Annotated in this window: 18 protein-coding genes; 13 read left to right on the forward strand and 5 right to left on the reverse strand. The window is 68.4% G+C overall.

Annotation, left to right across the window (positions count from 1 at the left end):
* Positions 1–87: 87 nt before the first annotated feature.
* Positions 88–1,074, reverse strand: coding sequence for an aKG-HExxH-type peptide beta-hydroxylase (locus AMYTH_RS0127510; protein ID WP_228684982.1), 987 nt, complete (start codon positions 1,072–1,074; stop codon positions 88–90).
* A gap of 400 nt (positions 1,075–1,474) precedes the next feature.
* The gene (locus tag AMYTH_RS49645) at positions 1,475–1,633 is read right to left on the reverse strand and encodes a hypothetical protein (protein WP_167344615.1); all 159 of its coding nucleotides are present in this window, start codon (positions 1,631–1,633) and stop codon (positions 1,475–1,477) included.
* 201 nt (positions 1,634–1,834) lie between these two features.
* Between AMYTH_RS49645 and AMYTH_RS0127520 the strand changes: the two genes are divergently transcribed.
* From AMYTH_RS0127520 to AMYTH_RS0127530, 3 genes are all read left to right on the forward strand, one after another.
* Complete coding sequence (locus tag AMYTH_RS0127520) at positions 1,835–2,611, forward strand: FadR/GntR family transcriptional regulator (protein ID WP_027932969.1); 777 nt, start codon at positions 1,835–1,837, stop codon at positions 2,609–2,611.
* 84 nt (positions 2,612–2,695) lie between these two features.
* Positions 2,696–3,889, forward strand: a complete 1,194-nt coding sequence (locus tag AMYTH_RS0127525) for a hypothetical protein (RefSeq protein ID WP_228684984.1) — start codon at positions 2,696–2,698, stop codon at positions 3,887–3,889.
* Positions 3,886–4,968, forward strand: a complete 1,083-nt coding sequence (locus tag AMYTH_RS0127530; RefSeq protein WP_051362840.1) for a hypothetical protein — start codon at positions 3,886–3,888, stop codon at positions 4,966–4,968. Before AMYTH_RS0127525 ends, AMYTH_RS0127530 begins: the two co-directional genes overlap by 4 nt.
* 33 nt (positions 4,969–5,001) lie before the next feature.
* Here AMYTH_RS0127530 and AMYTH_RS0127535 read toward each other — a convergent pair whose 3' ends face one another.
* From AMYTH_RS0127535 to AMYTH_RS0127550, 3 genes are all read right to left on the reverse strand, one after another.
* On the reverse strand, positions 5,002–5,391 hold the full coding sequence (locus AMYTH_RS0127535) for a barstar family protein (protein ID WP_027932972.1): 390 nt from the start codon (positions 5,389–5,391) through the stop codon (positions 5,002–5,004).
* A gap of 605 nt (positions 5,392–5,996) precedes the next feature.
* The gene (locus tag AMYTH_RS45805) at positions 5,997–6,758 is read right to left on the reverse strand and encodes a glycosyltransferase family 2 protein (RefSeq protein ID WP_037322719.1); all 762 of its coding nucleotides are present in this window, start codon (positions 6,756–6,758) and stop codon (positions 5,997–5,999) included.
* Positions 6,759–6,776: 18 nt separating this feature from the next.
* Complete coding sequence (locus tag AMYTH_RS0127550; protein WP_027932974.1) at positions 6,777–7,523, reverse strand: GntR family transcriptional regulator; 747 nt, start codon at positions 7,521–7,523, stop codon at positions 6,777–6,779.
* Between the two features lie 96 nt (positions 7,524–7,619).
* Here AMYTH_RS0127550 and AMYTH_RS45810 point away from each other — a divergent pair, with 96 nt between their 5' ends.
* The 10 genes from AMYTH_RS45810 to AMYTH_RS0127600 all read left to right on the forward strand — a co-directional run bounded on the left by AMYTH_RS45810 (position 7,620) and on the right by AMYTH_RS0127600 (position 13,198).
* On the forward strand, positions 7,620–7,958 hold the full coding sequence (locus AMYTH_RS45810; protein ID WP_051362841.1) for a hypothetical protein: 339 nt from the start codon (positions 7,620–7,622) through the stop codon (positions 7,956–7,958).
* A 101-nt stretch (positions 7,959–8,059) separates the two neighbouring features.
* A complete protein-coding gene (locus tag AMYTH_RS0127560) occupies positions 8,060–8,281 on the forward strand; it encodes a hypothetical protein (protein ID WP_027932975.1) in 222 nt (73 codons plus the stop codon).
* The gene (locus tag AMYTH_RS0127565) at positions 8,278–8,616 is read left to right on the forward strand and encodes a hypothetical protein (RefSeq protein WP_027932976.1); all 339 of its coding nucleotides are present in this window, start codon (positions 8,278–8,280) and stop codon (positions 8,614–8,616) included. Before AMYTH_RS0127560 ends, AMYTH_RS0127565 begins: the two co-directional genes overlap by 4 nt.
* Entirely contained in the window at positions 8,613–8,873 is a 261-nt protein-coding gene (locus tag AMYTH_RS0127570; protein ID WP_027932977.1) for a hypothetical protein, read from the forward strand. The genes AMYTH_RS0127565 and AMYTH_RS0127570 overlap by 4 nt, the downstream gene beginning before the upstream one ends.
* Positions 8,870–9,040, forward strand: a complete 171-nt coding sequence (locus AMYTH_RS49650; protein ID WP_167344616.1) for a hypothetical protein — start codon at positions 8,870–8,872, stop codon at positions 9,038–9,040. The genes AMYTH_RS0127570 and AMYTH_RS49650 overlap by 4 nt, the downstream gene beginning before the upstream one ends.
* Before the next feature lie 5 nt (positions 9,041–9,045).
* Positions 9,046–9,300, forward strand: a complete 255-nt coding sequence (locus AMYTH_RS0127580; protein ID WP_027932978.1) for a hypothetical protein — start codon at positions 9,046–9,048, stop codon at positions 9,298–9,300.
* Positions 9,287–9,634 (forward strand): hypothetical protein, encoded by a 348-nt coding sequence (locus AMYTH_RS47215; RefSeq protein WP_051362842.1) that lies wholly within the window; start codon positions 9,287–9,289, stop codon positions 9,632–9,634. Before AMYTH_RS0127580 ends, AMYTH_RS47215 begins: the two co-directional genes overlap by 14 nt.
* A complete protein-coding gene (locus tag AMYTH_RS47220; RefSeq protein WP_027932979.1) occupies positions 9,631–9,852 on the forward strand; it encodes a hypothetical protein in 222 nt (73 codons plus the stop codon). The genes AMYTH_RS47215 and AMYTH_RS47220 overlap by 4 nt, the downstream gene beginning before the upstream one ends.
* Positions 9,849–10,982 carry a hypothetical protein gene (locus tag AMYTH_RS0127595; RefSeq protein WP_027932980.1) on the forward strand — a complete coding sequence of 378 codons (1,134 nt, stop codon included), beginning with the start codon at positions 9,849–9,851 and terminating at the stop codon, positions 10,980–10,982. Before AMYTH_RS47220 ends, AMYTH_RS0127595 begins: the two co-directional genes overlap by 4 nt.
* On the forward strand, positions 10,979–13,198 hold the full coding sequence (locus AMYTH_RS0127600; protein WP_027932981.1) for a hypothetical protein: 2,220 nt from the start codon (positions 10,979–10,981) through the stop codon (positions 13,196–13,198). The genes AMYTH_RS0127595 and AMYTH_RS0127600 overlap by 4 nt, the downstream gene beginning before the upstream one ends.
* Positions 13,199–13,258 lie beyond the last annotated feature (60 nt).

Raw genomic sequence — 13,258 nt, forward strand, 5'->3', positions numbered from 1 at the left:
CCGGAGAACCAACCACGTCCGGGCGGTTCGCCGCCGATTCTCCGCGCCGGTTCTCCTGTTCCCGGCGGGGATCCCACAGCACTGACATCAGTTTCCTTTCCGATGTGTTGATCCGTCCGAAGAGGACGGTACTCCCCCCGCCCCGGCCGCACGAACGACGGTCGCTTCACACAAGGCGGCGAGCACCGGCCGCAAGCCGGATTCGATTTCCGCGAGGGATAACCCGGAGGGCGCACGGCTAAGCCGCACGACCAGGTCTGCCGCATCCCCGTCGAGCCAATGCAGTTCCGGTGGGTCGCCGGGCCTGCCGGCGAGCACTCTGCCGGTGGTCTCCATCCGGGCGATCCGCAGCAGCGGGTCCAGCGTGTAGTAGCCAGGCGACACCGGACGGGTGACGGGTTGGACCGTGGCCGGTTCGTCCTCATCACACAACAGGGTGTGCAGCAGCCACCTGGCGTCGAATTCCAGCGTTTCCTCCGCACCGCGCAACCAGTGGCCTATTTCGGTTGCCCGCGCGCGGGCGTGGCGAAGTAGCGAATTCGAGCCGAATTCGGTTTCCTCGCCGCTTGCCCGGACGTCTTCGGCGAATTGCGCCAGGCACGCGTAGGCGTGGAAGGCGGCGACGGCCTGCTCCACCGGCCACACCGCCGCCGACCAGGACGGCCGGAAGGTGCGCTCCTCGGCCGCGTCCGCGCCGAGGAAGTTCCGCGTGACGGCCAGGTCGAAGAACTTCTGGTGCGCGCCCTCGTGGATGAGGGCCTCGGCGACCTCGTGGGCCGAGGCGGGCCGGTCGATGAGGACCAGCCCCGGGAAGAGCCGGGACGACGCCGAAATCAACCCGCCGGACGTGGCCGGGTCGAGGACCACGAGGAGATCGACGTGCGCCAGGAGGTCGTCGGCGAGGGCCGGACTCACCTCGCGAACCTTGTCCAGTCCCGCCCTGACGACGGCAAGGACCTCATCGTCCCCGGTCAGCACGCGCGGCGGACGACCGCCGGAGAGGCTCTGCGCGTGGATGACGCGCAGGGCCTCCCCGAGGACGGCGTCGGCGCGATCCGCGGTGGCCAGTTTCACCGTGGCAGGCCCCGCCCGTAGTTCGGTCACGACGGATTCGAGGTCGTCGGCGGGGTCGGGTGCGATCGGACGCCGCCCCGCCAGCGCTTCGCCGACCTGGAAGCGGAACAGTGGACTGTCGAGTTGCTCCGTGGGCACCGGGGCGTATCCCGGGAGCAGCAGTTCGACACCAAGCCGGTACAACGCCCGGCGCTCCTCGAGCACCGCATGGGCGGGCGCCAGTGCCGCGTGAACGGCCGTGGCGTCCGGCCAAGCAGATCTGGAATACATCCGTGCGCGCGGCTTCCACTAGAAGGAGGACCAGCCTCTGGACCGCGCGAGAGTACAACCACGCCCGGGCGCACTCGCAACGGGTCGTCTTGTCAGACAACAGACGCCACATGCGGGGTCTGAGTTCCGATCAGACCCCGGTCCCCAGGAAAGAAACCACCTGAGCGAGACCGAAAACCGCGAGGACGAAACCCGCCGTCACGGTCATCACGAGCACCGTCCGCCAGCCGATCATGGTGATCGCCATGACTACCAAGAAGATGACAATCAGAAGGTTCTGCGAGCCCACTGCCAACACCTCCACTCGTGTCCGCCCCGGTCGCCGGCTCCCGACGGATCCGGCTCCCGCTTCGGGCAACCCCAGGATCCCGGCGTTGTATGTTGTCTGTCAAGTGACAGCTTGTTGACAGACAACTTGCGTCTGTCATCAGTTCTTGTTACGGTCGACGAATGCTCGGGGACCCCCGTTGAGCTAGGTGAGAGGTTGACGATGGATGACGAGAGCTGGGCTCTCTCACCGAACGCCCGCAAGCCCCTGCCAGAACTGATCGAGGACAAGATCAGGGCGCTCATCACCAACGGCACCTTCCGTGCCGGTGACCGGCTCCCCACCGAACCCGAGCTGGCGCAGAAGATGGCCGTCGCGCGCAGTTCCCTGCGCACCGCCCTGCAGCGCCTGCAACTCCAGGGCGTCGTCGAGGTCATGCGCGGACGCGGCTGGTACGTGCGCTCCACCGACGTGGCCGAACGGGACGAGCCGCTGCTGTTCGACCGCCGCGTGAGCGACTCCGACCTCCTGGAGGTCCGGATCGCGCTGGAGACCACCGCCGCCAGTCTCGCCGCGCTGCGGGCCAGCCAGGGCGAACTCGACGACATCGCCAAGCTGGCCAAGCTGCACCAGGCCGCCTCGGTCAACGACAAGGACGAGCTGCTGCGGACCGACGAGGACTTCCACGCGGCCGTCGTGCGGGCCAGCCACAACGAACTGCTCGACCAGCTGTACCGCTCCCTCGTGCCGCAGCTCCGGTCCTACCGGCGCAACAGCTACAGCAGCGCCGAAGTGCACGTCCGCTCGGCGAACGACCACAACCAGGTGTCCTGGTTCCTCAAACGGCGGGACGAGGCCGGCGCGCGAGCGGCCATGACCACGCACCTGCTCGGCCTCTACAACGACCTGGCCACGCAAACCGGAATGCCGGTCGAGGAGCGCGCCGGCTTGACGAACTACGCACTGGAGGACGAGCCGAGCTGGCAGCAGAACCGGTAAGCCAGCGCCGGATTTAATCCGATCGGGCCTATCGCCCCGGTCCGCCGTCCGCCGATCATGGTGCTTCGATCGGGCGGAGAGGCAGTGACGACTGGGGACGCGGGCCGGGGCGGGGACGGCCCTCCACCTCCCGTGACCGGCCGCCGCCCCAGCCGGTTCGGCTTCCTGCTGACCGCGGTCGGCCTCGTGCTCCTGCTCGCCGGCCTCGTCTGGCCGTCCTCCGGGAGCTGGGCGGCCGCGGCACACCGGTTCCTCCTCGCCGCCTCGCCGGGGTTCCTCGTCACCGGTCTGGCGATCGTCGCCTACGAGGCCTTCGTCCACCACCGCCTGCTGTCCGAGATCGTCCGGCTCGCGGGCCCGCGCATCGTCGAGGCACTGCTCCCGCAGCAGGTCATGAACGCCTTCCTGACCTCGGTCTACGGCGAGAACGAAGCCAATCGCGATGTACTGGTTGGTGTCCTCGGCGGCGAGGGCAGGCGACCGATGGGCACCGACCTCGCGGTCAGCACGCACACCGAAGTCGACCTCGAGCTGCGCGCGGTGGACCACGAGCAGTACCACCTGACGGTCACCACGACGTACAGCTTCAAGAAGAACGTGGCGGTGGACCGCTTCGTCATCTTCGCCACGTGCAGCACGCTGCTGCGGGACTCGATCAGCTCGGGCTGCCAGCTGCCGCTGTTCGAGCTGTGGTTCATCCCGGACGAAGACATCTTCCAGAACTCGGTGGAGGACATGCTGCCCTCGGTCCGGCTCGGCATCGAGTATCTCGACGACCGGGGCACCCACCACCTGGCGTCGTCGGACAAGCTCCGGCTCCGCGAGGTCAAGTACGACCGGTGGGCCGACTACCTGTCGTTCTTCCGCGAGGACATGGGCGCGCTGCGGCGCCAGAGCACGCGCGACTACCTGGGCGCCCTGCGGATCTTCGAGTGCGATCTGAGCGACCTCGCCGAGGACGAGCACGAGGTCCAGTCGATCGAACGCCTCACTCTGCGGTCCACCACGCTCCAGCAGATCGGCGACGGCTACTGCTACTGGCACGCCCCCTACCCGTGCTACGTGGACCGCATCCGGATCGACGCCGCCGACCTGGACATCGATCGCACCGGCACCTGGGCGTTCCGCGTCGCGCCCTTCATGTTCCGGTCGGACAACGTGTCCGAGAAGTGGCTCAAGGCTGACGAGCTGACGACCATCGAGGTCCGCTCCTGGTTGCTGCTCGGGCACGGCGTGGCGTTGCTGTGGCGCCCCGGCGGCCAGTGGGAGCTGCCGTGACGCGTGGGCAGCTGGCCTCCGGGATGGCCGCCGCAGCGGTCGCCGCCCTGGTCGCGGTCCTGCTGTGGGAGCCGACCTCCGCCTGGCAGATCGTCGCGCACGGTGTTCTGACAGTGGTGTGGACGCTGCTCGGGCTGGGCGCGGTCGTCCTCGTCGGCTATCGGCGCGGGCTGCGCAGGCGGTTGTCGGACGACCTCCGGCGGCTGTCCGGGCCCGGCATCGTGGACTCGATGTCGCCGAAACAGCTGCTCGACGTGCTGCTCTCGTCGATCTACGGCCGCAACGACGCCAACCACGACGTCGTGACCGGTCTGCTCGGCAGACATCTCACGGTCAGCACACACACCGAGGTCGACCTCGAACTGAGCGCGTTGAACCACGAGTTGTACGAGCTCCGGTACACCTGCGCGTACCGATTCCGTCGGCCGCTGACGACCAGCAGGTTCATGCTCGTCATGACCTCCGACGCCGGAATCAGGGATTCCATCGTCGCCGGGATCGACCTGCCGCTGTTCGAACTGTGGTTCTTCTCCGAGCGGGGCGGTTTCGACGACGCCTCGGACCGCACGATCGCCTCGGTCCGCCTCTCGTTCGACTACCGGGACCTGGACGGGAACCGCCACACTTCGCAAGCCCGGCACCCGGAGTTCCGGGAGGTTCCGGCCCGCCTCCTGGCGCAGTACCTGAGGCCGGACCTGCGACGTCGGCTGGACCTGCCGTCCACGAAGGTGCGGGTGTTCGAGTGCGATCTCAGCCAGCCGGCGGGTCGGCAGGTGCGGTCGATCGAACGGCTCGAGCTGAAGGTGGCCGGGCCGCAGCACATCAACGACGGCTACTGCTATTGGCAGCCACCGTTTCCGTGCTACGTGGAGCAGGTGCGAGTGGATGCCGGCGCGCTGAACGTCGACGGCCTGGCCAAGTGGCAGTTTCGGACGGTGCCGTTCACCTTCCGGTCGGGTTCGTCGGTGGCGGAATGGCTGCCTGCGACCACCCGGACCACGCTCGACATCGAATCCTGGCTGCTGCCCGGGCACGGAGTCGCGGTGCTGTGGCGCCCGGCGCAGGAGGCGGAGGGCTGATCCCCAACGGCTGCGGGATCGCTGGATCCCGGTCTACCGAAGCAGCAGTACTCCGGGGGCGCGTTCCTCGAAGATCTGCACCAGCCAGTCGAACACGGTGGGACCACGACCCGCGCGGGCAGCCTCCAGATCAGCACGAACCACCGGCCGGTTCGTCGGGTGGCACCGAGCCAACCGCTGCTCCAGCTGGCGCACTGTCTCCGCGTATCCCAGCAAGTCGCGGGAGATGGCGTGGTCACGCCACTCGACGACGAAGTCGTCAGCGTCCGGACACCCGGGTCCGCCGCTGAGACAGTCGGCGAAGGCATCGAGGTTCCGCCCGAAGTACTGGCGCCCTTCTCCATCGAAGGCATCCATGATCGCCTGCCAGAAGTCCTCCAGCGTCCGGATCTGGGCGCCGTCCAGCACATACCGGGTCGTCACGACCCGACCATACGTCGATCACGGTCGCTCGCTCGAAATGCGACCAGGGCGCATGCCGCGGCACCGGTGAAGATGCCCGCCGCGGCGAACGCCCTGGTCACAGGCGCGGAAGCGGAGGGATTTGAACCCCCGGTCGGTTGCCCGACGCTCGCTTTCAAGGTGTGCTCAACGATCACCGCCGAGGTCCACCGGGCTGATGACCTGCAAGTTTGCAAGTTGGCGAACCTTGCCGGACCTGCCAGAACCTAGGCGAATGAGACCAGAAATGAGACCACGAATGAGACCAGCGCGGCGCGCTCGCGCTGGTCGGCAAGTAGCGCCACGGCTCGCCCTAGCTCTGGCGATCCTCTCGGTACCTCGACGCCAGCGCGGCGATGAGCCGTGTCCTGGTCTCGGCGGGCAGGCCATCGAGGATGTCTGTCAGCTCGCACCACGCCTCGCGCTCCGTCGCGACGGAGTACGACGTGCTGCTCGGTGTGCGAGCCGTCCGAGCCTCAGGTATGGGCGTCGATGTCATCCCCACAGTGTGGAGGTTCGCTCAGCAGTACGCAGCAAAACGGCGCCTACCTGCGACGGTAGGCGCCGTTTTGCGTGCCAGTCCGGACCTACGGCAGCCCGTCGACGACGGGGACCCCTGTGTCCATCTTCAGGAGTGCGAGGACTCGGTCCCGGATCAACTGCGTGCGTGCTTCCCGCTCGACTTGCTCGCTGTGAGCGGCGTCCTGTGTCACCTGGCCGGGCCATTTCCGATAATGCAGGCCGGGTGTCGAAATGAAATACCCGTTCACCGTCGCGTTCGCGCACAACATGAGGGCCGTGTCTTCGGAGGCCGGAAGGGCCATCCAGCCTCCGAGGGCGTAGAGAACCTCGCGTCGAATACAGATGGTCGCGGACATTACGGGCGAACGAAAGTCGTTCTCCAGCCAGTATTTGACCAATTCGCCACGTCGAATTAGACCCTCAGGTGGGTCTGTGTCGTACGAGACCGTTGAGCCGTCAGGCAGGAGATCGAGCGCGGACGAGACGGTCCACGAGATCGCCGGATCAGCAAAAGCCGCGATGTCTCGTTTCAGCGCGCCAGGGGTCAAGATGTCATCGGCGTCGAACGACTTGATGAGTTCTCCTGAAGCCCGCGAGAGCGCCAAGCTTCTTGTGACTCCCGGGCCGCCGTTTCGATTCTGGCCCACGCTGATGTGTGGATCGTTCGGCAGAGCCCCTTTCAGGATGCCGTTCTGCCCATCCTCCTGAACGATCCATTCCCAAGTCCAGCCGGACGGCATTTCCTGCGAAACGAGTGAGGCATAAGCGTCCTTCAAATGCTGCACACTCGGAGCATGGACCGGCGTGATCACGCTGATGGTCGGCATTTAGTTAGTCCCCCAGATTCAAAGATTGTGAACCGTTGTCATGACCAGGCGGTCTCCGCGAATCACGATGTCCGCCGTTTCCACTGCAAGGGCGTCAGCCCAGTGCGTCCGCTCAATCTCAACAACGGGAACCCCCGGCCCCATCCTGAGAATCTTGCTGTCTTCGATACTCGGCATCCGAGGCCACGACTTCTCGGTAATGCGGTCCACTTGAATCCCGATCGACCGAAACCGTTCAGCTACGGATGGGCTTCCTTTTGTGCCGTCAGCGGGCTTCTCGATTGCCGTCCCCCTAATCAACGTCAGCGGCTCCCATTGCATGCTCCACTGGACCGGCTGCCCCTGGATATGCCAGATGTATCGAACCACGCTGACTTCCTGACCGGGTTCGATTCCCAGGCGTTTCGCGATTCGAGGCGTCGCCACCTCTGTCCAGGTCTCCGCATCAACGCGATCAAACGGATCGTTGCTGACCGACGCTTGCCGGGCGGGTCCGCGCTGGTACCGGTCCGACGCCAGCTCGACCACCTGCGGAGCCTGAGCGACGAACGAACCCTTGTTCCGCCGCTTCTCGATCAGCCCGTCCCGGTGCAGCTCGTCCGTTGCACGCACGGCCGTCGTCAAGGCCACGCCGTACTGGTCGGCCAGCTCCCGGGCCGTCGGCAGCTTGTCGCCAACCGTCAGCTCACCTTGGGCGATCTTTCGCCGAAGGTCTGCCGCCACCTGCAACGAGGGCGACACGCCCGTCGCGTCGTTGATGGACATCTTGACCGCCTTCCGTCTTGCCGCTAGCGTACCGCAGTGTTCCAGTGTTATGGTTCGCTGGAACACAGGAACACAAGCCCAACGAACGGGAGACCGATGAAGTTCGCAAGGATCACCAGCCCGGAAGCGCTCGATGCACTGTTTCCGCTGGTCGATGAGGACATTTCCGCTGTGGCGCGGGATGAGGCAGTGGCGGCGGAGGTCGCTGAGATCGACGCGCTGATCGAGGAGGCGGAGCGCGAGTGGGCCGCCGCCGAGCAGGTCGAGGCGTACCGGGTGTCGCGCGAGCTAACGGACCAGGTGCGCGCGCGTCGGGCGACTCGCCGGGCCGCGCGTGAGGCGCTGCGCTCGACAGTCCTCGGCGCGGTCCCGAGCAGCACGGGCAAGACCGCTGCGGTGCGGACGCTGCCGCTTGGCGACGAGGTGGCCGCCTGATGCCCCGAACCCTGAATGACCCCGGCGCGGCACGAACCGCCAAGAACGCCGCCGCGCCGGGACTCCACAGCCAGCCACGAAACCAGACAGGGAGCGCACCAATGGTGTCACAGACCGTCCTGCACCAGGCCGCGCAGCGCACGGGCTTCCGTGTCCAGCTGGTGAGCGTGCCGGTGGAGATCATCGCTCGCCGCCACCGCGAGGGCCAGTCGCTCGCGCAGATCACCCACTACCTCCGTGCCCACCTTGGACCGGAGAACCCGGTCGCGTCTCGTTGCTTCGTGGAGTGGGTCATCAGCGCCACCGGGGGTGAGGGCCGGTGAGCGCCGAACTCGTGTTCCGCTGCCTGGCCTGCGACCAGCCGCGCACCGAAGCCGATGTGCCGTGTGAGCTGTGTGGTGCGGCCCCGGACCTGCACGTGGTCGAGGGGGAGGAGCTGGTCACCTACGACCCGTTCGCCCTCAACCGGCTGGTCTCGGCGGCTGCCGCCGCCCGGGTGGCGCACGCCCTGGAGGTGCTGGCCGACAGCCACCGCCGCCGCGCGCGGCTGTGGGCGCGCCTGGAGCAGGACCACGACGCCCCGCGGGCGCAGTGGCACCGCACCGAGGCCGCGTCGCTGGAGCGGCTGCGGGCCGTCGAGCTGGAGGAGGCCGCGTGAGCGCCCGCATCGCGGTCGGCACCACCCCGGCCCAGCTCAAGACCCTGGCCATCCGCCGCTACGAGGCCACCACCGGCACGCGGTGGCGGGAGGCCACCGACGCGGCCAAGCGGAAGTGGCTGGCCAAGACCGAGCCGGTGATCCGCGCCGAGGAAGGCATCGCCGCTGACGCGGTGTGGCGGGACGGGGCGTGGCAGCCCGCCGGCCAAACCGACCTGTTCTCCCTGACCGACGCCGACACGGAGGTTCCGGCATGAGCAAGACCAACGTGCTGCCCAAGAAGAACACCCTGCGCAAGCTGCTCTGGCTCGCCGTCCTGGTCGCCGTCGTGGTGTGGGTCGTGCAGCACCCCTACCAGGCCCGGCACGCGCTGGACAGCGTCGTGCACGCGGTGACCGTGCTGTTCTCCGGACTGGGCAGGTGAGCGGCATGTCGATGTTCGAGGTTCTGCGCCGGTTCGGGACATTCGCGCTGCTGGTGTTCACCGGCGCGGTGCTGGTGTTCCTGCTGCTGCACCTGATCCGGATTCCGCTGGTGCTGATCGCGAAGGTCCTGGAGATCTCCATGCGCCGCCTGGACGGGTTCGTGGCCCGGCACGCGAGCAAGCCCCCGGCCGGTCCGGTCAACCAGTTCTTCCACCACCCCACCGTCACTCGGGAGGAGGCCATCAATGTCCACGCCTGAGCACAAGTTCACCACCGGCCACACTGGACAGTCCGCGACTGAGGCGCAGGTTGAGGCGCGCCGCGCTGCCGACCTCGCGATCTACCAGCATGCGACCAACCCGACTCGCACCACGCAGGCCGTGTCGTGGCTTGGCTGGCACGTCGGCGAGCTGTCCGGTGTGGTCGTGCCGCTCGGCTTGGGAGTGGCGGTGTGGGACGGCTTCTACGCCGTGTCCGTGCTGACCGCGCTGGGCTGGGCTGCGCACGAGCTGCGGTTGCGTCGCCAGCAGCGCGCCGCCCGGACCCGTGCCGCTGAACCGAAGTCCCCGCGGGACGGGGAGGTGTCGGAGTGAGGACCAGGCGCATCGCCGACGTGGCCGGAGCCTGGACGGTTGTGGTGACCGTCCCGAGTGGAGAGACCGTCGCGGCTGGGAACTGGCCGGACCTGATCGAGGCCCGAGCCTGGGCGCGGACGACGAACCAGGCGCGTCTAGCCCGAGTGCGGGGCGTGCTGCCGCTGGTGTCGGCCAGCGGCCTGACCGCAGAGCTGGAAAGGGGGATGTGGCAGTGAGCTGGTACGAGGAACGGCGCGAGAACAAGCGCACAGAGGCGATGATCCGCCGCGAGGACGCTGCCGCGGCCGCGCAGGTGCGGATCGCGGAGCGGCAGGCGGCCGCGCGGATCAAGCGTGAGGACGAGCAGGCCCGCCGGGAGGCCGCGCAGCAGGCCGCCACCGCCCGCCGCGAGCGACGGGCCGCCGCCTGGCGGGGACTGCGCGTGTGGCTTGGCCGACACGTGGTTGAGCTGCTGATCTACCCCATTGCGCTGCTGTCGTTCGTGCTGGCGGCCCCGGCGATGGCCCGCTACGGCACCGAGGTGTTCGACTCCGACCTGGGCGCGCTGCTGCCGGGCATCACCGAGCTGGGGATGTGGGCGTTCGCGATCGCGGTGGTGATCGAGCGCCGTCGCCACCCGGACCGCTCGGTGTGGGGTCTGGTGGCCGGGGTGCTGGTGTTCGGCGCGGTGGCGTTCGGCATCAACTTCACCCACGGCCTGACCACCGCCTGGGACCACGGCGTGGTGATGGGCACCGCCTCGATCGCCGGGGTGGTCGCCCACCAGCTCACCCTCGCCACTGCCCCCAAGTCCGGGCAGCAGCGGCGGGAAGCGCGGATCGAGCGGGCCGCGGCCCGCAAGGTCGCCCGCATCCGCAAGGCCGCCGTCAAGCGCGCGGTGGCCGAGATCGACGCGGACGGGTCGGCCCGGCTGCTCTACGCCCCCGGCCGCTACACCCTCACCCGGGGCGGCCTGCGGCCCGCGACCGTGCCCGGCCTGCCGGTGGCCGCCTCGACCGACTGGGACCGCGAGCTGGCCGACCTGCTCGCCACCACCGGCACCGCCATGGCGACCGGCCCGGTGGCCTCGACCGAGGACGACCAGGACCGCGGCGACTCGATCGAGGGCGGGGCGGTGGCGACCCTCGACCACGGCCCTGACCTGCATGAGTCGACCCCGAAACGCCCGGTGATCGACCGCAAACCGGGCCGCTCGATCGAGCAGCTCCGCGCCGAGCTGGCCGCCGCGATCGAGGCCGGGAAGGTCAACCCGACCTCCGCCGAGTCGATCCGCAAAACCCTGCGCATCGGGATCGCCCGCGCACGCCAGCTCCGCGACGAACACACCAAGGGAGGACGCAAGTGACCCAGCAGCACGAGCAGGAGGAGTTGGCGCGGGTGCACTACCTGCCCACCCACCGCGCCGACACCACCCCGACCCCCTCCGACACGGAGGTGGTCGAAGGCGAGCTGATCTCCGAGGAGGAGTACCAGCGGCTATTCACCCAGCGCGGGCAGGCCATCGAGCGCTACAAGGGCTACCGCCGCGACCTGGCCACCGCCGGGCGAGTCGTCAAGACCGTCGCCACCCACGAGGTCACGAAGTCGACCGGGCAGGCGCTGCTGCGCCATGGGTCCTACGTGCTCGGCGGGGCCGGAATTGTGGCCAAGCGGGTGTGGGAGGCCAAGACCAACTCTCGCTACGAGCGGATGCAGCGCCTGGCGGAAGCGCGGGGTGACTGGGACCAGCTCGCCGACTGGGAGGCCCGCGCCGAGCAGGCCCGGGAGCGGCGGCACCGCCGCCGGATGGACTGGCTGGAAGCCCCCGCCAAGCTGGTCAAGGCCGTGGTGATCGGCGCGTTCTCCCTGATGGGTGCGCTACTGGCGCTGGGGATCGTGCTGGCCATCGCCAACAAGGACCTCGGGGACGTGCTCGGGCCGATCACGGCGCTGTTCACGCTGGTCAAGTGGATTGCCTACGCGGTGACCGTTGCGTGGCTGCCGTTCCTGCTCGCGCTGCCGTGGGCGGCCGGGATCGCGCTGTGGGCAGTTGGCCGGCACGCCGACGCCGCACCGTCGTGGCTGCGGGCGGCGAAGACCGCCGAGGTTAACCCGCAGATCACCGCCGATGGGATCGTCACCGCGTTGCGGCACCTGTCGATCCCGAAGCTGAACGAGGCGTTCAAGAAGGAGGGGTGGCAGCCGCGGTTTGACCTCACCCCGACCCGCGAGGGCCAGGGCGCGTTCCGGGGCTACCGCGCCATCTTCGACCTGCCCATGGGCGTGACCCCGGAGATGGTCGCCGACAAGCGCGACGTGCTGGCCAAGAACCTCAACCGCAACGCCGTGGAGGTGTGGGCCAGCGACTACGGCAAGGAGAAGGGCGGCAAGGCCGGGTACGTCAACCTCTACGTCGCCGACTCCGGCGTGATGGACAAGCCCACCCCGGACTACCCGCTGCTGCACGAGGGCACTGCCGACGTGTTCGCCGGGGTGCCGATCGGGATCACCCAGCGCGGTGACGTGGTGCCGATGCCCGTGGTCGGCTCGAACGCGGTGTTCGGCGGCCAGCCCGGGCAGGGCAAGTCCAACGCGGTGCGGGTCGCCGTGGCCGGGATCGCGCTGGACCCGCTCGCCGAGATCCGGATGCACGTCTTTGCCAACAACGGCGATTTCGACGCCTACGCGCCGCGTCTGTCGCTCTACCAGAAGGGCGCGACCCCGGAGCATGTCGAGGCGGCCGTGGCGCACCTGCGTGACCTCTACGACGAGGTGGGCCGTCGCGAGGGCCGGTTGGCCGAGCTCGGCGCGAAGAAGCTGACCCGCGCCCTGGCCGAGCAGCACTCCGATCTGCGGCCGCTGTTCGTCGGGTTCTCCGAGTGTCATGAACTGTTCGGGCACTCCGAGCTGGGCAAAGAGGCCGCCGAGCTGGCCATCAACGTGGTCAAGCGGGGCCGCAAGACCGGGGTGAGCACGGCGTACGACACCCAGTCCTCCCGCGCCGACGCGATCCCCTCGCAGCTGGTGGAAAACGTCGGGTTCAACGGCTGCTTCGCGGTCAAGACCTGGCGCTCCAACGACGGCTTCCTCGGTGACGGTTCGTTCGCGGCCGGAATCCGGGCCACCGACCTGCGGTTCAACGTCGATCGCGGAACCATGGTCGCCACCGGTGCCTCCGAAGAGCTGTTCGAGATCGTGCGCACGTTCTTCATCAAGGTCGATGACGACAACGGGTGGGACCAGGCCACCGAGATCATCGAACGCGCCATGGCCCAGCTCGCGCCCGGCACCCCGGTGGCGGGTGACCGGCCCATGCCGCAGATCGAGAACGACCGTGACCTGCTCGCCGACCTGGACACCGTGCTTGACGACGAGCGCCTGCCCGCGGGAGACGTGCTCGGCGCGCTGCGCAGCCTGGCCCCCGGTTGGAAGCCCTACCGGGACTACACCGTGCCCCGCTTTGTCGCCGCGGTGAAGAAGCTCGGCGTCAAGGTCGCCTCCACCGGCAACAAACACTACGTCGATCCCGTCACCGTCCGTGAAATCCTCGCGCGTCGCGCCACTGCCGACCTCGACGAGTGAGTTAGCCCGGCCCGAACCCTCCACCACCCCCGAATCCGGGCCCATTCCAGCCCGCTCGGA

The sequence above is a fragment of the Amycolatopsis thermoflava N1165 genome (assembly GCF_000473265.1).
GTDB classification, from domain to species: domain Bacteria; phylum Actinomycetota; class Actinomycetes; order Mycobacteriales; family Pseudonocardiaceae; genus Amycolatopsis_E; species Amycolatopsis_E thermoflava.